The organism is uncultured Veillonella sp., from assembly GCF_963534045.1.
Lineage (GTDB): Bacteria > Bacillota > Negativicutes > Veillonellales > Veillonellaceae > Veillonella.
The window spans coordinates 1-22,703 of the sequence record NZ_CAUSQT010000023.1 but is presented as its reverse complement, the minus strand read 5'-3'; the positions used below and the strand labels follow the sequence as shown (position 1 = coordinate 22,703).

Here is a 22,703-nt window from a genome sequence, read left to right as displayed (position 1 = left end):
TATTGGGTATGATATGATTACCCAGTAAAGCATGGAGGATTACTCAAGAGGCTGAAGAGGACGGTTTGCTAAATCGTTAGGGCGGGTTACCGTCGCTAGGGTTCGAATCCCTAATCCTCCGCCATGCTGAGACCTCACATCGTCTGATGTGAGGTCTTTTTTATTAACCATACAGTGTAAGAAATGGGGATAGAGTTGACGTATTCATATCTGATTGCTTATAATGAATTGTATAAAATTTAATTTAAGGAGACTTTTATGAATACACAATATACACGTCGTTTGTCGATGATTCGTCGCGTCCTTAGTATTGGGACCCTTTGTTTGGTGGCATCCTTTGGTGTGGCCCATGCAGAAGACTTCGCAATTCCTAGTGCCCGTCCCGTGGTAGATGGTATGAGTACTGATGATGTTAAAGTAGTATCTGCTGCACATCCTGGCAATGCCAATCTTATTACACCAAATGATTGGACCTACAAAGCATTAAAGACTCTGGTAAAACATGGGGCTATTACGGACACACATGGATTTACATTCGATGATAGCACTAGCTATACAAAGGATGAATTGATGCCGTTACTTGACGAAGTCGTAGAAAAACGGGAACAAATGAACGACAATGATCGTCAATTTGCATTGCGTATCTACCAAGAAAACATGCGTGATGTCATGGATTATCGTATTGAACGAGATAAGAAAATCACTGAAGAACGCCGTCAAAAATTAGATGAAAAACGAGTTAAGAAATCTGGTAAAGCTGTTAAAGTATCTGAAGCACAACAAGAATCTCTTGATGCGGCTACTGATGAAGTAGCTAAGCCAAAAGAACGAGCGTTAACAGATGAACAAATCAAGGAAAAAATGAAGAAATTCAAGATTGATGATTCTCGTGTAAAGACTAACGGTGATGTTCGTATTCGCTATACAGGTTCCAAGAATGGTAAATCTAAAGCAGATGCGCGTGTACAAACAGAAATGACGTTCACTCTATAATCCCTGTAAGGGAACAACATGATTAATTTTCTTAAAAATAAGTTGTTTACCGTCCATCAGAATGGCAAACAACATGTTAGTGAAGTATTTAAATATATCGGACCGGGTATTATTGTAACCGTCGGATTTATCGATCCTGGCAACTGGGCTGCCAACTTAGCAGCCGGTGCTAGTTATGGTTATGAATTATTATGGGTTGTAACATTATCTACGCTTATGCTCATCTTATTGCAGCATAATGTGGCCCATTTGGGGATTGTCAGGGGGCAATGCCTAGCAGAATGTGCTTATGAATTCCTACCGAAATGGTTATCTCGTACGGTGCTCAGTACAGCAGGAATTGCGGCCGTAGCAACGGCGCTGGCAGAATTTATTGGCGCTGCTATCGCATTAAAGATGCTCTTCGGCATTCCTCTCGTTATCGGTAGCGTATTAACAGCTATCGTATGCACAATTATGCTCATTACAAACTCCTATAGCAAATTAGAACGCATCATAGCTGGGTTTGTATCTCTTATCGCATTGGCCTACCTCGTGGAGGTCAATATGGTCGATGTCAATTGGGCTGCAGCGGGTATTGGCTGGGTCAATCCGAGCATACCTAACGAATCGATGCTCGTTATCTTGAGTATCTTAGGGGCTGTCGTTATGCCTCATAATTTGTTTTTGCATTCCGAGGTCATTCAAAGTCGTCAGTTTAATCGACAAGATAAGGAGATTATGCATCGACAATTGCGATATGAATTCGCAGATACATTGTTGTCTATGGGCATTGGTTGGATGATTAACTCCGCTATGATTCTATTGGCAGCGGCCGTATTTTTTAGTCATGGCATTACTGTTACCGAATTAGAACAGGCAGAGGAATTGTTGAGACCTTTAATTGGACCTGCTGCAGGTACCATCTTTGCGTTGGCCTTGCTATTTGCAGGCCTTGCATCATCGGCGACGGCTGGTATGGCTGGGGCGAGCATATTTGCCGGTATGTTTGGCGAGTCCTATGAGATGAAGGACTTTCATAGTCGCTTGGGATTGGGGTTAACATATATTCCAGCACTATTATTGATCCTGTTTATTACGGATTCCTTTCAAGCATTGCTCGTTTCGCAAATGTTTTTGAGCTTACAATTGCCGATTACTATATTCTTACAATTATATATGACGAGTAGCCGTCGTGTGATGGGTGCTTATACGAACCGTCGATTTACAGGGGTTGTCCTTTGGGGCATTGGTATTATCGTAACATTGATGAATATTTACTTATTGGTTATAGGCTAATATATACCGCTTGTTTTTGTGAAAGCTTTCACAGAAATAGGCGGTGTTTTATTTATATGGAATACAGACAAAATAGATTGAAGAAATGTAGTTGTAGTAACGTATAAGACTGTGAAATATGGTACAATAAAGAATAGAATTTAATTTGCTAGTATAGCAGTTTATATATGTTTTCGGGAGGATTTCATGGCAACAGAAAAAGAAATGAATGAATTAAATGCACCTTTACAATCTGATTATAAAGAGGTCGTTCACGACATTGCAGAAGAATTATTGGCGCGCCTTAATATTGAAGAGGATGGCGCTATTATCGATATGTTTCAAACAGGATCATTAGATCCTTGGCAATTATTCGTATTTTTCTCTGCATTAGAACATGCGCTCATGGAGTTTAGAACGGACAAACGCAAGAAAACCGTTATCGTTCATGCTCAACCAGAGGCCCTCGTTGGTACAGGCCCTGTTGTAACACCTGTATCTACTATGCTTGAGCATATTTTAATGTCTCGCGTAAATGATATGAGTGAAGGTCGTTTGGAAACCGGTTTGCTTACGGTGTCTGGTGAAAGCATCGATTATGAAGGGGTTAATCTTAAGGGGCGCCATGTAGTTATCATCTGCGATATTCACGATAATGAATCTCCTTATTTGGCGGAATGCGTTAAATTATGTAAAGAAATGAAAGCCAGTCACGTTGTGGCAGTTCCTCTCATGTTGTGGAACCCAGATCTTATCGATAATTTGACAGAGGAAAGTATCAAGGCGGAATTATCCAATGAAAATCGTCCTCTCTCCTAGTAAGACAAAAACGATTCCTGATACTGCAGTTGCGGTCCGTGATGGTCAATTCCAGCCTCATATTACTCAAGAGATTGTAAAACATGTACAATCTCTCGACGTAGTAGCACTTGGCAAGGCCTTAAAATTAAAGGAAGATAAAGCACAAGCGCTCTTTGATTTTTATCAAGAGTTTGAGTCTCATCCTGTAGGTTTTGCTTGTGAAAGCTACGATGGTATTGCCTTTAAATACTTGGATTGGACAGGACTATCTGATGAGGCGAAGAACTTTGGCAAAAATCATCTCGTTATAATGTCTGCGTTATATGGCGTTGTAGAGCCTACAATGGGCGTTAGAGATTATCGATTAGATATGGTCGATAAGGTGGGCATTAATCTATATGAAACTTGGCGTGAAGCGGTGGATGCATACTTTCACAAGGAAGATTGGATTCTAAACCTAGCGTCTAAAGAATATGCGAAAATGGTGAACCATCCGAAGGTGGTAACCGTTGAGTTTTGGGAATTACGAGGAGACACATATAAACAGATGAGTACGTCCTCTAAAATGAGTCGTGGCATGATGGCTCATGCATGTTTGACGGAGCAAGTGAAACATGTGCGGGATTTGCCACGTGAAATTAATGGATTTATCTGCGTTACAGATATTGAATCCATTACCATACCAAGCGAATCGATGACGGTTCGTTATGAAAGGAAGTGATTGTTTGCAAGTGCAAGATATTCTCGCAAAAGACCTCGTTGGCGATGAATGGCTAACAGAGGATGAGCTAAGATTTCTCATGTCTGTAACTGATGAAGAACAGTTGCAGTTAATCTATAAAAAGGCTTACGAAGTGAAGGCGAGATATGTACAGCCTGTGGCGTACTATCGTGGCCTCATCGAGTTCTCGAACCGATGTATTAAAAACTGTAATTACTGTGGTATTCGCCGCGAAAATGATAAGACGGAACGTTTTGATATGAATCGTGAAGATATTATCAAGATGGCGCAGTGGGCTTATGACCATGAATATGGTTCTATTACGCTTCAATCTGGGGAACGATGTGATGACGTATTTGTTGATTATGTGGTAGATCTTATCCGCGATATTAAAGCTATCGGCGATGGTTCTCTAGGCATTACGATGTGCGTAGGGGAGCAAAGTGAAGAAGCGTACCGTCGTATGCGTGAAGCCGGTGCTAGCCGTTATCTATTGCGCATTGAAACGACGAATAAAGAGCTATATCACAAAATTCATCCTCGCGATGAACTACATTCCTTTGAAACTCGCGTTGAATGTTTGCGCCGCTTGCGCCGCGTAGGCTTCCAAGTGGGTACAGGTGTTATGATTGGTCTGCCTGGACAAACCGAAGAAGACCTTGTAAACGATATCTTGTTCTATCGTGATATGGATATCGATATGATCGGTATGGGACCGTATGTAGTACATCATGATACGCCATTAGGCCAAGAGGCGTTAGCAATGGGCATCGATGATGAAGAAGGTAAATTGCGTCGCATTCAATTGGGGCTCAAGATGATTGCCTTAACGCGTCTATTCTTAAAAGACGTAAATATAGCAGCTACCACGGCGTTACAAGCATTGGATCCATTGGGTCGTGAAAAAGGACTCGCTGCAGGTGCTAATATTTTGATGCCTATCATTACCATCCCTGAACACCGTGCCAAATATTTGCTATATGATAATAAACCATGCGTGGATGATAATGCCGATAAATGTAAAGACTGCTTGACCCGTCGCGTTATGTCCATCGGCGATACCGTTGGGTGGAAGCAAAATGGGGATTCCAAGCATTACGGTAAACGGACAGGGTCGTTTTAATCACACTAACATAGATTATCGATTAAATTGTTTATAATTGTTATATTTATGTAGAAAGATAAATAAAATCCATATATAATAAAAACATAGTTTATTTTGTTTTATTATATGAGGTGATTTTATGGAAACAAAATGGTATTCCGATTTTTGGAATCTACTGACCCAACCATTTAAGGGCGGTATCGATCAAGTTGTACAGCATGGTACCTTGAAAAAGGGCTTCTTAGGAACGGCGCTCTTATGGGCTATTCCTTACATCTTGATGGGCTTATTCGGGGCTTTATTACTCCCGTTGCTTCCTAGAAGCGAATTTTCTGTTATGGGCATGCTCCTTGGGGCTGGCGTAGGTTTCTTTTTCATTTTAGCCTATATTGCTAGTATCATTTGGTCCTTTGTTATGGTGGCTGTCGGCTCCTATGTATTTAACTGGGTGGCTGTAAAAATGGGCGGTACTGACGATGTACAATCTGTTATGAAGGTTCAATGGTATCTACAAGGTTATGAAGTATTATTATGTACCTGTGTGTATACAATTGTTTTCATTTTAATGGCTATCTTCGGTGGTTTGTTCGGCAGTTCTACATTATCCAATCTTATTTCTAGCTTAGGTTCTCTAGTAATTTTTGTTTTATCTATTTGGGTTGGCTTAGAATTGATGGCAAGACAAACTATGCTGACTAAGATGAAAGTATTCATTGCCGGCATCGTAACATCTGTTATCTTCATCGTTATCTCGCTTATTTTCATGGCTCTTTTTGGTGGCTGTGCAGCCTTGGTAGGTCGATAATTTCATTATTATAAAAAATCCTCTTTTTTCGATAAATATTTTTTCGGAAAAAGAGGATTTTTATATTATTACGTCGAAATCATATATCAAGAACTCAAAGTTTCACATAAGGAGGCGATTCCGATGAAAGAATATAGTAGTGATCAGATTCGTAATGTAGCTGTGGTGTCCCATGATGGGGCAGGGAAAACTGCTTTAGTAGAATCCTTGTTATTAACCTCTGGTGCTGTTGATTTTGTTGGCCGTGGTCAAGATAACAAACATATTATGGACTTTGAGCCAGAAGAGATTAAACGGAATGTAACGATTCAATTGGGTATGGCCCCTTGTGAATGGCATGACCATAAGGTTAACTTTATTGATACACCGGGCTACAATGAATTCCATGGTGAAGTTCGTGCCGCATTGCGTGCTTGTGATGGCATGCTTATGGTATTATCTGCAACGACTGGCGTTGAAACAGATACGGTGCGCGCTTGGGATTATGCTGTTGAATTACAAATGCCACGTATGGCATTTATCAATAAAATGGACGTTGATGGTGCTGACTTCTTTGGTACTATTGAACGTATGCGTGAACTATTTGGTAAGGCGATTATGCCACTCCAAATTCCGATTGGCGAAGGTGCCAATTTTGAAGGCGTAATAGACGTAGCCAAAATGACTGCGTTTACTTACAAAGACGGCCAACCAACAGAGATTGCTGTACCGGCTCATCTTATCGAAAAGGCCCAAGAAATACGGGAAATGACCGTAGAGGCCGCGGCTGAAGGTAGCGATGAATTGTTGGAAAAATATTTAGAAGGCGAAGAACTTTCATTAGAAGAAATTCGTCAAGGTCTACGCGAAGGGATGATTACAGGCCGTGTGTGTCCAATCATGTGTGGTAGTGCCACATCCCGTATTGGCTTAGATCAAGTATTAGACAGAATGATTCGGTATATGCCAGATGCAGCTAAAAAAGTAATGACTGCTGAATCAGCAGACACTGGTGAACCAGTTGTAGTGCATGTGGATAAACCCCTAACCGCATTCGTGTTTAAAACATTGCTTGACCCATTCGCAGGCAAACAAAGCTTTGTACGCATCTTCTCTGGTGAACTCAAAGAAGGTGATAAGCTGTTCAACGTTAATCAAGGAACTGAGGAAAAATGGAATAAGATGGTTACCCTTATCGGGAAGCAACAAATTCCAGTGACTGCTGCAAAAGCTGGCGATATCGTAGTGATACCGAAATTGGCCAATGCAAAAACAGGTGATACCTTAACAGCTCCTGATTTTAAGGTGAAGTACGATGCGATTCGTTTCCCTCAACCTCTATATACAGTAGCTATGGAAGCTATGAAGAAAGGTGAAGAGGAAAAATTAGCTAGTGCTGTGTTAAAAGTAGCCGAAGAAGATCCAACTTGTGTAGTTGTGAAAAATCCGGAAGCTCGCCAATTGCAAATTGACTGCATGGGCGAAGTGCACTTAGAACATATCCTTAACAAGATGGACCGTAAATACGGCGTACAAGCGAAACTTGTAAAACCATATATTCCATACCGTGAAACAATTAAAGGATCTGCAGAAACAGAATCGAAATATAAAAAACAAAGTGGCGGTCATGGTCAGTATGGACATGTTAAAATTCAAGTTGATCCATTATATGATGGTCAAGAATTTGCCTTTGTAGACAAGATTTTTGGTGGTGCTGTACCAAGACAATATATACCAGCAGTGGAAAAGGGTGCCAGAGAAACCCTAGAAAAAGGCTTAATTGCGGGATATCCTATGATTGGCGTGCAAGTGACACTCTTGGATGGATCTTACCATAGTGTAGACTCCTCAGAGTTAGCATTTAAAGTAGCTACGTCACAGGCTATCAAGGATGTAATTCCAAAGGCGAAACCAGTCCTATTAGAACCAATCTATGAAGTTAACGTGTTTGCACCAGATGCTTTCATGGGTGACATCATGGGCGATTTAAATAGTCGTCGAGGTCGTGTATTAGGCATGGAACAAAGTGAAAGAACTGGTATATCCGTTGTTAAAGCGCAAGTACCGTTGGCAGAAATGTCAGATTATGTTACTGTTTTGCGCTCTATGACACAAGGACAAGGCGTATTTAATCGTCAGTTCTATAGTTATGAAGAGGTTCCTCATAAGCAAGCTGATGAAATCATCGCTGCTTTTAAGGACAAAGAGTAATGTAAAATTGTCCACGTAGTTAATTCGAATAAGAGTTAACATGTAAGTAACAACTAAATATACAATTTCATATGTATAACAGTCTTGACGTAAGTCATAAAACTGAATAGTATTTTACTGACCCTCCATATATGTAGCGTATGGAGGGTTTGTATTTATATAATCATGTGTGGAAGCTAAGCTTTTTATATGCTACGATAGAGGTATATAGATCGTATTAATATTGTATTTTAGTATAGTATGTCTATGCAGTATGGTTCCTATAGAAAGGATATAGTTATGTTTTTCTCCAGTATACATGCAGATTATACAAAGATGGGGTATCCTGCGGCCATCGTTCGCGCTCTTGATTTCTTAAAAAATACCGATTTACAAGCATTACCTGGTGGTCGTCATGCCATCGAAGGGGATATGATGTACGCCAATGTGGATGATGTAGAAACAAAATTGTTTGAAACTACGAAACCTGAATCACATAAAAACTATGTAGATATTCAGTTTATGGTGAAGGGTCAAGAGAATATGGGCTTTTTTGTAGATCATGGTCGCGTAAAACCAATTGAATCTTATCCTGAACGAGATTGTTATTTCTATCCTAATGAATCGATAGATGAAGGGCAAATCTACTGTCCAGAAGGGTACTATACGGTATTCTTTCCAGCGGATATCCATCGTCCGTTATTGGCAGTTGATGATAAGCCTATTAAAATTCGTAAGGTTGTTGTAAAGGTGCATGTGTCTTTATTAGGTGAGTAGCATCATGAAACGATATGAAATTATCGGCATTATATTAACATTATTAGGGGCCACCTTATGGGGCGTGTCAGGTACGTCTGTACAATTCGTAGGTAATTTTCGTAATATGAACCTAGAATGGCTCTTGACGATGCGCCTTATCACAGCTGGACTTTTAACCGTATTATATGAATGGATTCGTCAAGGCAATGCGATTTTTAATGTATTTCGCAATTGGCGAGATACGCTTGGCCTCGTTGTATTCGGCGTATTTGGTATGGCTTTATGCCAATATACCTATTTTCGTTCCATCGTCATCGCTGGTGCAGGCATTGCAACGGTGCTACAATACCTGGCACCGTCCATGATTATCATTTATTTGCTGGTGCGTTATGGCAAACGGCCTTCGACTGGAGAAATCATATCCGTTATCCTTGCCTTAGCAGGCACCATTTGCTTGATGGGTAATAATGGCTTTTCTTTTGAAAGTTTCCGCAGTGACGTGTTATTCTGGGGCTTACTATCTGCTGTGGGTGTTGCCGTATATAGTGTTTCCCCAGTGCGATTATTAGCAACCTATGGGACGATTCCCATCGTAGGTTTTGGTATGCTTCTCAGTGGTCTCGTGGCAGCTGTGCTTTTCCATCAGCCACATTCGTATGCGACGTGGGATGCATGGACTGTAGTAGGCTGTTTTAATGTAGTTTTTCTTGGCACCATCGTGTCATTTAATGCGTACCTTGAAGGAGTTAAACGCATTGGTGCCGTCCCAGGATCGATTTTGTCATCCATCGAACCGATTTCGGCAGCTTTCTTTGGATGGGCTTTGTTAGGCAATCAATTTAACTGGGTTGGTATTCTAGGAATGGCTATGATTATTGCTACTGTTATTATTATTGCCTTAGAAAAACGAGGCCAATCATCTTAAGGCCTAACTCTTTGTAATACTCATCAATCCTTATGTGGAGGGCGTATGGACGAAAAACAGTGGATAGGCATGGGCCTCGCCATTATGGGGGCCCTATTATGGGGGCTTTCAGGTACATCAGTACAATTTCTTGAAAATGCCAAGCATTTAAACGTAGAGTGGCTATTAGAGGTGCGCTTGCTGGTAGCCGGTTTATTGACGATTCTACTCGCTTATGTGCAGGATGGAATGCGTATTTTTAATATATTTAAAAATCCAAAAGACTTCGGTAAGTTACTCATATTTGGCATACTCGGTATTGCTTTAGCACAATATACTTACTTTAGAGCTATCGCCATTTCAGGTGTAGGTGTTGCTACTGTTCTTCAATATGTAGCGCCAACAATGCTGATTGTTTATCTATTTATAAGATATTTTAAAAAGCCATCGCTTCCAGAACTATGTTGCGTGGCCCTCGCTATGATTGGTACGGTGTGTATTATCATGCAAAAGGGATTGGATCTATCTGCCTTTAATGCAGATGCTTTATTTTGGGGACTCATTTCGGCGGCTAGTATTTGTGTTTATACATTGGAACCCGTTGAACTCTTAAAGAAATACAGTACATCATCTATCGTTGGCTTTGGTATGTTTATATCCGGTATTTTGGCGTGTATCGTATTTCGCCAAGTGGCATCAGAAGCCATTTGGGACGGTATGATTTGGATCGGGTTATTTACGATTATCATACTTGGTACAGTTGTATCCTTTAATGCGTATATCGAAGGTGTGCGCCGTATCGGTGCCGTACAAGGATCGATTCTTTCATCATTAGAACCAATCTCGGCCGCATTATTTGGGTGGGCTCTTTTAGGCAATGAATTCACCTTGGTGGGCATCTTTGGTATGATTTGTATCATTGCCACAGTGTTTATCATTGCCTGGGATAGACAACGACAAATTAAGAGAGAAGTATTAGAGAAATTGAATAAGGAAGAAGTAATATAAGCATAGAAAAACACATATGCTCGATAGTTAAGTATCGTGACATATGTGTTTTGTTGTTATAGCGGTAATATATTATATTTTTTCTAATATTAATTCAAATAAATTCTCTAGTTTTTGTAAGTCTCCATATACCGTACCATCCATATAGGTATTATATATGATATCATCATCGGAAACACGGATTTGTGCTCGGTACCCTTTTGATATAGCCAATACTCGAATTACTTCACGTTGTGTTCGACCATTCCCTTCTCTGAAAGGGTGGAAGAAGTTTAGAGAATCTAAAATTTTAGCCAGTGAGCGAATAATACATTCTTTTGTGTTGACCTTTTGATGATATGTATTGAGTAAATCATTTATGTATTCCTCGGCAGAGTTAAATGATTGAATCGACATAAAAGGATTTCCGCTTTTAGAGATATTAACTCTTCTATATTGGCCTGCCCAAGAATAAACGTCTTGAAAAAGATATTTATGAATTTTTTGTATATCATCAGTGGAATATACTAAAATCGGCTGTATGTATAAATCTGTAAGCCGCTTTGATACATGTAGATGCTCATTATTTTTAGCTGAGTTAGGGTCTAGAATATTTTGTTTATTTATTAAAACCGTTGAGTTTTCATAGGTATAGAGATTATCTAAATCTATATATTGGTAACCTTCGTATTGGTTTTTAGCCAAATTGTAGTTCCTTTCTTCTATTTACAACATAGTTTTTTAATTCTAGAACAGATTCAGTAGTAGGTATAAAGTCCTCAATCATAGATGAACCTATGGCATACCAAACTGCATCAAAGTCTTCAAAGTTGTCAAATTGTACATCTAAAATAGTGAGTTTTTCTTTGCTTACATTTAATGTCATAGGAACCTCCTTTATTATTACTATTATATCATAGTCAGTCTTTTAATTCTGTGTATATCTATCATTTGGTTGACTATTTACATATCTATTCCTATAGTAAATGTATATGAACAGATAATAAGATATATGATGTTATTCAGTATATGAGGCTACAGATGATACAAAAAGAACGCTTACAAAAAGATTTTGATGCTATGGCACGATTAACTGGACTTGGGGAAGGTATTAATCGCCTTGCTTTCACCGATGCAGATTGGGAAGGGCGTCAATATATTATAGATCGCATGACTGATGCGGGCCTTGATGTAGAGTTAGATGGATTTGGTAATGTTATTGGTTATAAGGTTGGTACGAATCCTGATTTACCAGTCGTAATGGTTGGCTCTCATACAGATAGTGTACCTAATGGGGGCGATTATGATGGTGTAGCTGGTGTTTTATCAGCCATTGAGGTAGTACGTAGCATAATAGATGATGGTTTTGAACATGACCATACTATTGCTGTAGTGGATTTTATGTGTGAAGAGTCTAGCCGCTTTGGTGCTGCTACATTGGGGAGCAAGGCTATGCGCGGCAAATTGACATTAAATGATTTACACCGATTAGTCGATAAACAAGGCATATCCTTATACGATGCGTTGAAAGAGCGTAAATTGCATCCTGATGATATTGAAAGTATGGCATATAATCAGCCTGTAAAAGCTTTTATAGAAATGCATATTGAACAAGGTAAAGTGTTGGAACATGAACAGAAACAGATTGGTATTGTATCTGGCATTGCCGCACCTGAACGATTCTATGTGACCATTTGCGGTAATGCAGATCATAGCGGTGCCACGCCGATGAATTTGCGTCATGATGCATTGTGTGGAGCCTCAAAAATTATCCTCGGTATTGAAGAGGTAACATCGATGCAAGAGGAACCGCCTGTAGTAGGCACCGTCGGTATTGCTGAAGTTGTGCCAGGTGCTATGAATGTAATTCCTGGTTCTGTAAAACTCGGTGTAGATATTCGAAGTATATCAAAGGTAGCTCGAGATTCTGTGGTATTTCTTATTAAAGAGTTAATTGAAGTTATTGCAGAAAAAAGAGGCTTATCTTATACAATTGAGCCTATTGCACAGGATCATCCTGTAGCGATGCATCCGGCCATGATACGAGAAATTGAAGAGGCAGTTAAGTCTGTAGGTATAGACTATATGACTATGCCAAGTGGAGCCGGTCATGATGCCATGCATTGGACTGAGGTAGCGCCTACAGGGATGATATTTATTCCTTGTCGTGATGGCATCAGTCATAATCCGGCAGAGTTTGCTGCTATGAATGACATAGTAGTAGGCGCGGAAGTATTAGAAAATGTCATAAAGAATATAAGTCTAGTTAGCAATACATTAGATTAATATAAAAACCTTCAACCATGATGGCAGATGTATGGAGAACATTTATTACCATAGGTTGAAGGTTTTTGTTATAGTATTTTATTTTAGTTTAAAGGCAATCCATAGGGCACTGAGGATGAATAATCCACCACTTACCCAGAATAGTGTAGTAAAGCCTAGTAGAGCCATAAGACTAGAACCGCCTATGGCACCAAGGAAATATCCAAAGAACAAACAAGATTGATTATAGGAGAAAACCTGTCCCGTAAATTCTCTAGGCGTTTTGGAGGATAGATATGTATTTAATGCAGGAAGCATACCGCCTAACCCAAAGCCTTGTAGGAATCTAATGAGCGCTAGTTGGTAAACGTCTGTAACATACGCTTGAGGAATATTGAATAATCCCACATAAATAAGCGAAACTACCAACACTTTACGAGGGCCAATTTTATCAACCAATTTACCTAGTGGAGAGCTACTCATAAGTTGAGCAATACCCATAGCGGAGAAAACGGCGCCTGCAATAAATGCTAAATTTTCGGTATTGCTCGGTACAATGCCCTTGATATATACAGAAATAACAGGTTGTAAGGACATGATGCAGATAGCATAGATAAAGGAGGCCACACATAGTGCTACAATACTACTAAATTCAGGAATTTGTTCCTTTAATTTACTGATAGACAATTTTTCTATATTAGGCTTTGGTACATAATTTTCATGGATGAATGCCGTGGCTAATACACCGGCTAAGCCCATGAGGATGCCGACGATAATAAAATCATTACGAATGCCCACAGTATCTGCGATGTATCCACCTAATAATGGTCCAATGAGCGACCCTGCTAGGTTGGCCGATGCCAATAGACCTAAGGCCCAGCCAGTCCGTTCAATGGGAGATTCTGAGGCTATTAAGGTAATGCTTGCTGAGTAAAAACCACTGACTAAACCTTGGATTAAGCGAATGAGAACAACCCCTTCTGGCGTTGTTTGAAAGGCGATTAATACATTACAGAGAGCCATACCAAAGCTAGATCGAATTAATGTTATTTTGCGCCCTTTTCTATCGGCAAGACGACCCCAAAATGGAGCAGCCAAGCAAACAATAAGAAATGTAATCCCTGTAGCTAAGCCAGACCATAAGGACATCCCTTCTGGCGTGTTTACACCCAAATCATGAAAATAGAGGGGCAGGATTGGGCCTAATTGGCTAACCCCAAAGGATGTACAGAATACACAGACTAAACTGATGTATACCGTTCGTTTCCATGTTTCCAAAATATCCCTCCTTAATTTTGAATGATTGATATTCTACTTTGGCCTTGTTCTAATAGGCTAAGTTGATAAGCTTAATAATTTCAGTATACTATTTATAAATAGAGGAAAACAATATAAATAATTTGATGTACCATGAATTAGGGCCTAGTATATTCAATTTTAAGTATTCATATTAAAATAGATAGAAAACTTGGTATGATAGAACAATAAAAGGGGCAAATATGGAAACTGTTAATTTTGATATGATAATTGCAGTCTCAGTTATGCTAGTTCTTAATTGTAGAGGTTATTATAAGTGTGTTATGGGGCAAGCAACTCTCTGAGTGTGAAGTAGTTAGGAGAAAATTATTTTGATATGGTTAGATAATGAACTTTCACTATTTAAACAAAATATAGAAATATTGCGAGTAAATCAACGTATAGGCCGATTGGCATTTTTATGGGCTGTGCTTGGTTTAATGTGCAGTAAATTTTTAGCATACTTTCTAATTGTTGTATTGGAAGAATTTGTTCACGATGTTCCCTTTCAAGGTAGTACATATTTGTCATATATTTATTTTGGGAGTTTGCAGATTATACATATAGTTGTAACTATTTTTTTACTCAAACGTAGATTGAATGACTGTGGTTCATCCTTGTGGTATATGATCTTGGTTCCCATAGCATACCTAAGTTTGTGGGTATATTGGGGGATGAGTTTCAGTTGGGAATCTATATCCGAAACCTTTATAAATGCAAGCTTTTATTGGGACGGATTTTTCTGGCAGTATTTTATCTTGGCTTGCTTTGCGTTGCCTCTTAGTGTACCGGATTCTAATAAGTATGGCTTAGATGAAGGGCGAGATAGATATAATAACTATATTATTTCTTATGCTCGAAGCTCAACTATTAGTAAAGATAAGAAAGCGGGTACATTAGACTATGTTTGTAGCTGTATATGGGAAGTTTTGTTTGCTAAGCTCTTTGATGTTAAGGGCAGGACGTCCATATCGGCTTTTGGAGTTGGCCTTGTAGGAACTCGCATATTTATGGATATTATTATGAATATGGCTATAGCCGTAGTATCGTTAATTGTTCAGTGTGGTATACCTCTTTATATACCACGTTGGGGATTTATGGCTATCCTGATATGGCCAGCTTTAGCGATGATTACACTAGGTATACGTAGACTTCACGATTCTCTATTAAGCGGTTTATGGATAATTGGACTTTGCATTCCGTATATCAATATTTTTGTCAGTTATCATCTTTTGTTAAAAAAATCTTGGCATATTGAAAGTTAAGAAATCTCCTTGACTTTTATTCTATAGAAACATTATAATCAGATTATAATTTTATACTCGCCTGAAAGAAACCGATGAGGTGGAGATAAAAATAGGAAATGCACTCACAGAGAGCGGGATTAGCTGAGAACCCGTAGTACGCAGCTTATTAAATGGACCACCGAGGGCGCATGGAACAGAATGAACCTTCATTCCTAGTATGGTGCGACGTCACACGAGCGTTAGTCGTGAGGGATATGTTAGTATCCTGCGAAAGGGGAATGCATTGCATTCAAACAAGGTGGTACCGCGATTTATAGCACATACAATCACATTGTAATAATAGAACTATAAACTCGTCCTTGACGTTATATTGTCATGGGCGAGTTTTTTTATTGGCAAACGCCAGATGGAGGTTCTCATGATTTTTCCTAGTTTAGACCGTGTGAAAGCTATCGCACCGGGCTACGATATCGTACCTGTATATATGGAAATCTTATCCGATGTACGCACACCGATTAGCGTGTTGAAAGCGTTAAAACAAGTGAGCAGTCATACGTACTTGCTTGAAAGTGCGGATAATAGTAATCATTGGGGCCGTTACTCCTTCTTAGGCTACGATCCTAAGATTGAGCTATTCTGCAAAAATCATAAAATGACTATTAAAGATGGTACAACACGTACCTTTGAGTGCTCTGATCCTGCTGCAGAGATTCGCAATATTTTGAGCCAATATAAAAGCCCTCGCTTAGAAGAGTTGCCAACCTTCACAGGCGGCTTTGTAGGTTACTTTGCTTGCGAATACATTCGCTACATTGAGCCAACATTGGACTTCCCAACACCAGATGATGACTCTGCCATGGTAAACGATGTTGACCTTATGCTTTTTGATAAGGTTATCGCTTTCGACCATTATAAAAATAAAATCTACTTGATTGCTAACATCAGCACAAACGATTTAGAACGTAACTACAACAAGGCTGAGCTTGAGTTAAAAGCATTAGCTGATCTTGTTATAAACGGCAAAGAGGCGAATGTACCAAAAGGCGTTCTTAAAACAGAGTTTACCTCTGAGTTCACAAAGGATGAGTTTGAAGCCGTTGTTAAAAAGACACAGCACTACATCAAGGAAGGGGATATCTTCCAATGTGTTGTATCTAACCGCCGCGAAGCTGAGTTCGATGGTAGCTTGTTAAATGCGTACCGCGTATTGCGTACGTTGAACCCATCTCCATACATGTTCTACCTATCTGGTGGCGATGTAGAGCTTACAGGTGCTTCTCCAGAAACATTGGTAAAATTGACGGATGGCAAGATGTACACATTCCCAATTGCGGGCACTATGCGACGCGGTAAAACGGAAGCGGAGGACCATGCCATAGAGGAAAAACTCATCAACGACGAAAAAGAATTGGCTGAACATAATATGCTTGTTGACCTTGGTCGTAACGATTTGGGTAAAATTGCTAAATTTGGCTCTGTAAAAGTTGAGGCGTTACATATGTTGCAACGTTTCTCTCACGTAATTCATATTACATCTACTGTAAGCGGTGACATTCAAGACGGTAAAGATGCACTGGATGCCATCGGTGCTACATTGCCAGCAGGCACATTATCTGGGGCGCCTAAAATCCGTGCTATCGAGATTTTACATGAGCTTGAAAAAAGTCCACGCGGCGTATACGGCGGTGCTGTAGGCTACATCGATTTCTCCGGTAACATGGACGTATGTATCGGTATTCGCATGGCTATGAATAAAGGTGGCAAGGTTTATGTTCGCGCTGGTGCTGGTATTGTTCGCGATAGCGTACCTGCTAGTGAATACAATGAAACTTTGATCAAAGGCCAATCCATGATTTCCGCAATTACAGATGCACAGGAGGTAGAATAATGGTACTCCTTATAGATAATTACGATAGCTTCTCCTTCAATTTATACCAATTGGTAGGCTCTATCGATCCAGATATTAAAGTCATCCGCAGTGATGAATTAACAGTTGAAGAAATTCGTGCTTTGAAACCCGATTACGTGATACTTTCACCAGGACCTGGCAGACCAGCTGATGCGGGCGTATACGAAGACCTATTGCGCGAATGCAAAGGTGAATTTCCAATCCTCGGCGTATGCCTTGGTCACCAAGCCATCGGCGAAGTATTCGGCGGCACCGTTTCTTACGCAAAAAAAGTTATGCACGGCAAACAAAGCGTAGCCAAACAAGTACACCCATCTAAAATTCTCAAAGGTATACCAGAACAATTTGAAGTGGCTCGCTACCACTCCTTGGCTATCATTGACGAAACTATGCCAAGCGAACTTATCGTTACATCCATTACCGATGACGGCGAAGTAATGAGCGTAGAACATAAAGACTACCCAATCTATGGCGTGCAATTCCATCCGGAATCTATCATGACACCAAATGGGGAACAAATGATTCGCAATTTCTTATCTAAGTAGTACCAGGACCGGTATTGTCTTATATACGTTTGTAGTCGAGATGGAGGCCCTAAAGCCTCCACCGGCCAGATCTGTCCCTTCGGGACAGGGCCAAAGTCGTTTTAGAACCACCATCTCGACTACTATCTTGATTTAAGTCCAAATCCGGTCCCATAACCACTTTTAATAAAAATTGCGAATTATTTGTTTCCCTAAACGTAAAGGGAAGAGAACGGCATAGCCGTTCTCCTTCCCAGCGCTGCAGAAACATTTTTAAATATTTAATTGTTGTTCATTTTGATAGTGGTTTTAGCGGGTAGTAGGGCATATAGAGAACTAAATGTAGTAACGTTATTGTGGATTCACAGGGTTCTAGTCCCGACTTTGGCCCTGCGAAGGCCGCAGGCCGTAGTCAGACCCGGCCGGTGGAGGGAATAGGTTCCTGTGAATCCACAAGCGATATGAATGAGAGTCTATGCCCTATTATCGTTGAACAGAGGCAAAATGAACAACAAGTAAGGAGTTATAAATGATCCAAGAAGCATTATATAAAGTAACCCATGGTCAAGATTTATCTTATGACCTTGCTAAAGATACAATGAATAAAATTATGAGCGGAGACGTAGCTGAGGTTCCTATGGCTGGTTTCTTGTGCGCTCTTGCAGCGAAAGGCCCTACTGTAGATGAGGTTACGGCTTTCGCTGAGGTTATGCGCGAGAAGGCTGGTTCTGTGCCTCATGAAGGTACTGTTGTGGAAATCGTAGGTACTGGTGGAGACGAGGCTAATACGTTCAACATTTCTACTACATCTGGTTTTATCATTTCTGCCGCAGGTATTCCTGTAGCGAAACATGGTAACCGCAGTGTATCTAGTAAATGTGGCGCGGCTGACTTGATTGAAGCATTGGGCGCTAAATTAGAGCTTAACGGCGAACAAAACGAAGCAGTTCTTAATAAAGCGAATATGTGCTTCATGTTTGCTCCTGTATACCACCAAGCTATGAAATATGCAGGCCCTGTACGTAAAGCATTAGGCGTTCGTACCGTATTCAACATCCTTGGACCTTTGGCGAACCCAGCCGGTGCTACTGTAGAGTTGATGGGCGTGTACGATAAATCTTTGGTAGAGCCATTGGCTCATGTATTGGCTAACCTTGGCGTTAAACGCGGTGCTGTGGTGCACGGCTTCGACGGCCTTGATGAGATTACGGCAACTAACAAAACATACGTATGCGAAATTAACAATGGTACTTTCACAAGCTACGAATTCGATCCTAAAGAATATGGTTTCGAATATGCTGATAAAACTGAGCTTGAAGGTGGCGATGCTACTGTAAATGCTGAGATTACACGCCGTGTTCTAGGTGGTGAGCAAGGTGGTAAACGCACAGCCGTTCTTCTTAACGCTGGTATGGCGATTTACCTTGCAAAAGATGGCATTACATTAGCAGAGGGCATTGAAGAGGCGAAAAACATGATTGACTCTGGCAAGGCTCTTGCTACAATGGAACAGTTTGTGAAAGCAACACAAGAGGTGTAACCATTGATTTTAGACACGATTGTAGAGGCTACCAAGGTTCGGGTAGCTCAAGAAAAAAAGGTGGAAACGCCTGAGGCTGTGAAAGCAGCGGCTTTGGCGTTACCATCTGATACAGGCTTTCCTTTTGAAGCAGCCCTTCGTCAACAAGACTTTAACTTTATTTGTGAAGTAAAGAAGGCGTCCCCTTCAAAAGGTATTATCGCTGAACATTTTCCATATTTAGACATCGCCAAAGAATATGAAGTAGCAGGGGCAGCAGCCATCTCTGTATTGACGGAGCCAGACTTCTTTAAAGGGGATAAAAAATATTTACAAGAAATCGCTAGTACCGTAAAAATTCCTGTACTTCGTAAGGACTTCATCATCGATGAATACCAAATCTACCAAGCGAAGGTGTGGGGCGCTAGTGCAATCCTATTAATTTGTGCATGCCTCGATGTGCCTACATTGACAACGTTCCGTGAGTTAGCTGATTCTCTTGGCTTGTCCTCTTTAGTAGAGGCTCATGACGAACAGGAAGTACAAATGGCCATCGATTGTGGGGCTCGCATTATTGGTGTTAATAACCGTAATTTGAAAGACTTTACGGTAGATGTACAAAACAGTGTACGCTTGCGCAATCTCGTTCAAGACGATGTAATCTTCGTATCTGAAAGCGGTCTAGAAACACCAGAGGATATCCAAGTATTGCGCGATAACAACATCGGCGTAGCCTTGATGGGGGAAACCTTTATGCGCTCTCCTAATAAGATTGAGAAATTGGCATATCTCTATGGCCCCACCTACTACACACCGAAGGTTAAGATGTGTGGTATCTCCAAGGTGGACACAATCCCTGCTGTAGTAGAAGCAAAACCAGATTACATGGGTATTGTCTTTGCACCGAGCAAACGACAAGTTACTGTTGAGCCAGCTAAGAGGCTCGTTGAAGCATTACATAATCAATGCAAAGAACAAAATAACACGGTATCCATTAAAACGGTCGGCGTTTTTGTAAATGAAACAATAGACAATCTCGTTACCATTGCTAATGAAGCCAATCTAGATGTTGTGCAATTGCATGGCGATGAAGATGAAGCTTTCATCCAATCCTTAAAAGAACGTACTAATGTAGAGGTTTGGAAGGCTGTCCAAATCCGACGTGCGGCAGATGCAGAGGCGTGGATTGATAGCAGTGCAGATATGCTGTTGTTTGATGCGTATCATAAAAACGAGCGAGGCGGAACAGGAGATGTTTTCGACTGGTCTTGCTTAGATACATTTGAACGTCCATTTATGCTGGCTGGTGGTATCGACAGTACCAATGTGGCCCGTGCCATTCGTACGGTTCGCCCATATGGTATCGATATTAGTAGTGGTATTGAAACAAATGGTGTGAAGGACGATGAGAAGATTACAGCTTTCACCAAGATTGTGAATAGTATAGGAAGGTAAGTTATATGAGTGAACAAAGACATGGTTATTTTGGCGCCTTTGGTGGTCAATTTATGCCAGAAACATTGATGAATGTAGTCATCGAATTGGAAGAGGCGTACAACAAGTACAAAGATGATCCAGAATTCGTACGCGAACTTGAGGATTTACATAAAAAATATACAGGTCGTCCGTCACTTTTGTATTATGCGGACCGCATGACAAAGGACCTCGGCGGTGCCAAAATTTATTTGAAACGTGAAGATTTGAACCATACTGGTTCACACAAATTGAATAATGTAATCGGCCAAATGTTGTTGGCAAAACGAATGGGTAAAACACGCGTTATCGCTGAAACTGGGGCTGGTCAACACGGTGTAGCAACAGCTACTGTGGCTGCGTTGATGGGCATGGAATGCGAAGTATTCATGGGCGCTGAGGACTGCGAACGTCAAGCGCTCAACGTATATCGTATGGAGTTATTAGGTGCAAAGGTACATCCTGTAACAACAGGCACTAGTACGTTGAAAGATGCTGTATCCGAAGCTATGCGCGAATGGACAAACCGTATGTCCGATACTCACTATGTATTGGGCTCTGTTATGGGCGCACATCCATTCCCTATGATTGTCCGCGATTTTCAATCCATTATCAGCCGTGAAGCGCGTGAGCAAATCCTAGAAGTAGAAGGTAAATTGCCAACAGCTGTTATGGCTTGCGTTGGTGGTGGATCCAATGCGATGGGCATGTTCTATAACTTCATCCCTGATGAAGGTGTATGCCTCATCGGTTGTGAAGCTGCTGGTCATGGTGTAGATACAGATATGAACGCGGCTACGATGGCGAATGGTACGGTAGGTATCTTCCATGGCATGAAATCTTATTTCTGTCAAGACGAAGATGGTCAAATCGCACCGGTATATTCCATTTCTGCAGGCCTTGATTATCCTGGCATTGGTCCTGAACATGCGTATTTGCGCGACAGTGGCCGTGCTGAATACGTACCTGTTACAGATGATGAAGCCGTAGATGCATTTGAATACTTATCTCGCTTAGAAGGTATTATTCCTGCTATTGAAAGTGCGCATGCGGTGGCACATGCACGTAAAATCGCTCCTACAATGAGTAAGGACGATATCATTATTATTTGTTTATCTGGTCGTGGCGATAAGGACGTAGCGGCTATGGCGAAATACAGAGGGGTGGATCTTCATGAGTAAAATTAAAGACGCTTTCACAAAGGGCAAGGCATTCATCCCGTTTATCAGTGCTGGTGACCATGGTATTGAGAATACAGAACGGTATATTCGCGTTATGGTGAAAGCCGGCGCTGACATGGTGGAAATCGGTATTCCGTTTTCGGACCCAACAGCGGAAGGCCCAGTTATCCAAGAAGCCAGCACACGGGCTCTATCTACAGGTGTAAAAATTCACGACATCTTTGATATGGTACGCCGTTTGCGTACTGGCGAAGATGCAGTGACTATTCCATTCGTGTTCATGACCTACTTGAACCCAATCTATGTATTCGGTCGTGAAAAATTCTTTACCCTCTGCGAAGAGGTTGGCATCTCCGGTGTTATCGTGCCAGATATGCCATTTGAAGAAAAAGGGGAACTTGCTAGCATCGCTAATAAACACGGTGTTGAAGTAGTATCCTTGATCGCTCCAACATCTGAAAACCGTATTGAAATGATTGCAAAAGATGCTGAAGGCTTTGTGTACTGCGTTTCTTCCCTTGGTGTTACAGGCATGCGTAGCGAAATCAAGACGGATATTAAGTCCATCGTTGAAACGATTCGCAAATACACGGATATTCCTGTAGCCGTTGGTTTCGGTATTTCCAAACCAGAACAAGCGGAAGCTATGGCTCGCGTATCCGATGGTGCTATCGTAGGTTCTGCTATTGTAAAAATCGTGGCAGAACATGGTGAACATGCAGACCAAGCATTGTTTGATTATGTACAATCTATGAAGCAAGCCGTTTTAAAGGCTGGTGCATAATACA

The 22,703-nt window shown here is 40.8% G+C and carries 21 protein-coding genes and 1 tRNA gene; 19 read left to right on the top strand and 3 right to left on the bottom strand.

From position 1 onward, the window contains the following. The first annotated feature begins 33 nt into the window (after positions 1–33). The 11 genes from RYP29_RS05445 to RYP29_RS05395 all read left to right on the top strand — a co-directional run bounded on the left by RYP29_RS05445 (position 34) and on the right by RYP29_RS05395 (position 10,522). Positions 34–124, top strand: a tRNA-Ser gene (locus RYP29_RS05445). 134 nt (positions 125–258) lie between these two features. Beyond that, positions 259–993, top strand: coding sequence for a hypothetical protein (locus tag RYP29_RS05440; RefSeq protein ID WP_311532583.1), 735 nt, complete (start codon positions 259–261; stop codon positions 991–993). Positions 994–1,011: 18 nt separating this feature from the next. Further along, entirely contained in the window at positions 1,012–2,271 is a 1,260-nt protein-coding gene (locus RYP29_RS05435; protein ID WP_311532582.1) for an Nramp family divalent metal transporter, read from the top strand. A 186-nt stretch (positions 2,272–2,457) separates the two neighbouring features. Next, positions 2,458–3,069, top strand: coding sequence for a hypothetical protein (locus RYP29_RS05430; RefSeq protein ID WP_301836455.1), 612 nt, complete (start codon positions 2,458–2,460; stop codon positions 3,067–3,069). Further along, positions 3,047–3,772, top strand: coding sequence for a YaaA family protein (locus tag RYP29_RS05425; RefSeq protein WP_311532581.1), 726 nt, complete (start codon positions 3,047–3,049; stop codon positions 3,770–3,772). Before RYP29_RS05430 ends, RYP29_RS05425 begins: the two co-directional genes overlap by 23 nt. Continuing rightward, on the top strand, positions 3,759–4,895 hold the full coding sequence (gene hydE / locus RYP29_RS05420) for a [FeFe] hydrogenase H-cluster radical SAM maturase HydE (protein ID WP_311532580.1): 1,137 nt from the start codon (positions 3,759–3,761) through the stop codon (positions 4,893–4,895). The genes RYP29_RS05425 and hydE overlap by 14 nt, the downstream gene beginning before the upstream one ends. A 121-nt stretch (positions 4,896–5,016) precedes the next feature. Beyond that, on the top strand, positions 5,017–5,682 hold the full coding sequence (locus RYP29_RS05415; protein ID WP_311532579.1) for a hypothetical protein: 666 nt from the start codon (positions 5,017–5,019) through the stop codon (positions 5,680–5,682). 123 nt (positions 5,683–5,805) lie between these two features. After that, a complete protein-coding gene (fusA, locus tag RYP29_RS05410; protein WP_311532578.1) occupies positions 5,806–7,872 on the top strand; it encodes an elongation factor G in 2,067 nt (688 codons plus the stop codon). A 279-nt stretch (positions 7,873–8,151) separates the two neighbouring features. Beyond that, positions 8,152–8,628 (top strand): YhcH/YjgK/YiaL family protein, encoded by a 477-nt coding sequence (locus RYP29_RS05405; protein WP_311532577.1) that lies wholly within the window; start codon positions 8,152–8,154, stop codon positions 8,626–8,628. A gap of 4 nt (positions 8,629–8,632) precedes the next feature. Further along, on the top strand, positions 8,633–9,535 hold the full coding sequence (locus RYP29_RS05400; RefSeq protein WP_311532576.1) for an EamA family transporter: 903 nt from the start codon (positions 8,633–8,635) through the stop codon (positions 9,533–9,535). Positions 9,536–9,580: 45 nt separating this feature from the next. Further along, positions 9,581–10,522: a DMT family transporter gene (locus RYP29_RS05395; RefSeq protein ID WP_311532575.1), complete on the top strand. Its 942-nt coding sequence runs from the start codon at positions 9,581–9,583 to the stop codon at positions 10,520–10,522. Between the two features lie 72 nt (positions 10,523–10,594). Here the strand turns inward: RYP29_RS05395 and RYP29_RS05390 are convergent, their stop codons facing one another. Both RYP29_RS05390 and RYP29_RS05385 read right to left on the bottom strand, forming a co-directional pair. Further along, positions 10,595–11,206, bottom strand: coding sequence for a Fic family protein (locus RYP29_RS05390; protein ID WP_311532574.1), 612 nt, complete (start codon positions 11,204–11,206; stop codon positions 10,595–10,597). Beyond that, complete coding sequence (locus RYP29_RS05385; protein WP_311532573.1) at positions 11,199–11,387, bottom strand: hypothetical protein; 189 nt, start codon at positions 11,385–11,387, stop codon at positions 11,199–11,201. The genes RYP29_RS05390 and RYP29_RS05385 overlap by 8 nt, the downstream gene beginning before the upstream one ends. A 155-nt stretch (positions 11,388–11,542) precedes the next feature. Here RYP29_RS05385 and RYP29_RS05380 point away from each other — a divergent pair, with 155 nt between their 5' ends. Beyond that, positions 11,543–12,787 carry a Zn-dependent hydrolase gene (locus RYP29_RS05380; protein ID WP_311532572.1) on the top strand — a complete coding sequence of 415 codons (1,245 nt, stop codon included), beginning with the start codon at positions 11,543–11,545 and terminating at the stop codon, positions 12,785–12,787. Between the two features lie 78 nt (positions 12,788–12,865). Here the strand turns inward: RYP29_RS05380 and RYP29_RS05375 are convergent, their stop codons facing one another. Next, on the bottom strand, positions 12,866–14,044 hold the full coding sequence (locus tag RYP29_RS05375) for an MFS transporter (protein WP_311532571.1): 1,179 nt from the start codon (positions 14,042–14,044) through the stop codon (positions 12,866–12,868). A gap of 350 nt (positions 14,045–14,394) precedes the next feature. Here RYP29_RS05375 and RYP29_RS05370 point away from each other — a divergent pair, with 350 nt between their 5' ends. The 7 genes from RYP29_RS05370 to trpA all read left to right on the top strand — a co-directional run bounded on the left by RYP29_RS05370 (position 14,395) and on the right by trpA (position 22,699). Then, on the top strand, positions 14,395–15,327 hold the full coding sequence (locus tag RYP29_RS05370; protein WP_311532570.1) for a DUF805 domain-containing protein: 933 nt from the start codon (positions 14,395–14,397) through the stop codon (positions 15,325–15,327). Positions 15,328–15,727: 400 nt separating this feature from the next. Then, on the top strand, positions 15,728–17,197 hold the full coding sequence (locus tag RYP29_RS05365) for a chorismate-binding protein (RefSeq protein ID WP_311532569.1): 1,470 nt from the start codon (positions 15,728–15,730) through the stop codon (positions 17,195–17,197). Continuing rightward, positions 17,197–17,763, top strand: coding sequence for an aminodeoxychorismate/anthranilate synthase component II (locus tag RYP29_RS05360; protein ID WP_311532568.1), 567 nt, complete (start codon positions 17,197–17,199; stop codon positions 17,761–17,763). The genes RYP29_RS05365 and RYP29_RS05360 overlap by 1 nt, the downstream gene beginning before the upstream one ends. A 508-nt stretch (positions 17,764–18,271) precedes the next feature. Next, positions 18,272–19,282 carry an anthranilate phosphoribosyltransferase gene (gene trpD / locus RYP29_RS05355; protein WP_311532567.1) on the top strand — a complete coding sequence of 337 codons (1,011 nt, stop codon included), beginning with the start codon at positions 18,272–18,274 and terminating at the stop codon, positions 19,280–19,282. A 3-nt stretch (positions 19,283–19,285) separates the two neighbouring features. Then, a complete protein-coding gene (trpCF, locus tag RYP29_RS05350) occupies positions 19,286–20,716 on the top strand; it encodes a bifunctional indole-3-glycerol-phosphate synthase TrpC/phosphoribosylanthranilate isomerase TrpF (RefSeq protein WP_311532566.1) in 1,431 nt (476 codons plus the stop codon). A gap of 5 nt (positions 20,717–20,721) precedes the next feature. Continuing rightward, entirely contained in the window at positions 20,722–21,915 is a 1,194-nt protein-coding gene (gene trpB, locus RYP29_RS05345; protein ID WP_311532565.1) for a tryptophan synthase subunit beta, read from the top strand. Next, positions 21,908–22,699, top strand: a complete 792-nt coding sequence (gene trpA, locus RYP29_RS05340; RefSeq protein ID WP_301834689.1) for a tryptophan synthase subunit alpha — start codon at positions 21,908–21,910, stop codon at positions 22,697–22,699. The genes trpB and trpA overlap by 8 nt, the downstream gene beginning before the upstream one ends. Positions 22,700–22,703: the final 4 nt, after the last annotated feature.

What these genes read in the sequence shown, in the direction of transcription:
- fusA (WP_311532578.1), top strand. Translation starts at nt 5,806, where the DNA reads ATGAAAGAATATAGTAGTGATCAGATTCGTAATGTAGCTGTGGTGTCC.
- trpD (WP_311532567.1), top strand. Translation starts at nt 18,272, where the DNA reads ATGATCCAAGAAGCATTATATAAAGTAACCCATGGTCAAGATTTATCT.
- trpB (WP_311532565.1), top strand. Translation starts at nt 20,722, where the DNA reads ATGAGTGAACAAAGACATGGTTATTTTGGCGCCTTTGGTGGTCAATTT.
- trpA (WP_301834689.1), top strand. Translation starts at nt 21,908, where the DNA reads ATGAGTAAAATTAAAGACGCTTTCACAAAGGGCAAGGCATTCATCCCG.
- RYP29_RS05380 (WP_311532572.1), top strand. Translation starts at nt 11,543, where the DNA reads ATGATACAAAAAGAACGCTTACAAAAAGATTTTGATGCTATGGCACGA.
- RYP29_RS05415 (WP_311532579.1), top strand. Translation starts at nt 5,017, where the DNA reads ATGGAAACAAAATGGTATTCCGATTTTTGGAATCTACTGACCCAACCA.
- RYP29_RS05435 (WP_311532582.1), top strand. Translation starts at nt 1,012, where the DNA reads ATGATTAATTTTCTTAAAAATAAGTTGTTTACCGTCCATCAGAATGGC.
- RYP29_RS05385 (WP_311532573.1), bottom strand. Translation starts at nt 11,387, where the DNA reads ATGACATTAAATGTAAGCAAAGAAAAACTCACTATTTTAGATGTACAA.
- RYP29_RS05400 (WP_311532576.1), top strand. Translation starts at nt 8,633, where the DNA reads ATGAAACGATATGAAATTATCGGCATTATATTAACATTATTAGGGGCC.
- RYP29_RS05365 (WP_311532569.1), top strand. Translation starts at nt 15,728, where the DNA reads ATGATTTTTCCTAGTTTAGACCGTGTGAAAGCTATCGCACCGGGCTAC.
- hydE (WP_311532580.1), top strand. Translation starts at nt 3,759, where the DNA reads ATGAAAGGAAGTGATTGTTTGCAAGTGCAAGATATTCTCGCAAAAGAC.
- RYP29_RS05360 (WP_311532568.1), top strand. Translation starts at nt 17,197, where the DNA reads ATGGTACTCCTTATAGATAATTACGATAGCTTCTCCTTCAATTTATAC.
- RYP29_RS05430 (WP_301836455.1), top strand. Translation starts at nt 2,458, where the DNA reads ATGGCAACAGAAAAAGAAATGAATGAATTAAATGCACCTTTACAATCT.
- RYP29_RS05395 (WP_311532575.1), top strand. Translation starts at nt 9,581, where the DNA reads ATGGACGAAAAACAGTGGATAGGCATGGGCCTCGCCATTATGGGGGCC.
- RYP29_RS05425 (WP_311532581.1), top strand. Translation starts at nt 3,047, where the DNA reads ATGAAAATCGTCCTCTCTCCTAGTAAGACAAAAACGATTCCTGATACT.
- RYP29_RS05405 (WP_311532577.1), top strand. Translation starts at nt 8,152, where the DNA reads ATGTTTTTCTCCAGTATACATGCAGATTATACAAAGATGGGGTATCCT.
- RYP29_RS05440 (WP_311532583.1), top strand. Translation starts at nt 259, where the DNA reads ATGAATACACAATATACACGTCGTTTGTCGATGATTCGTCGCGTCCTT.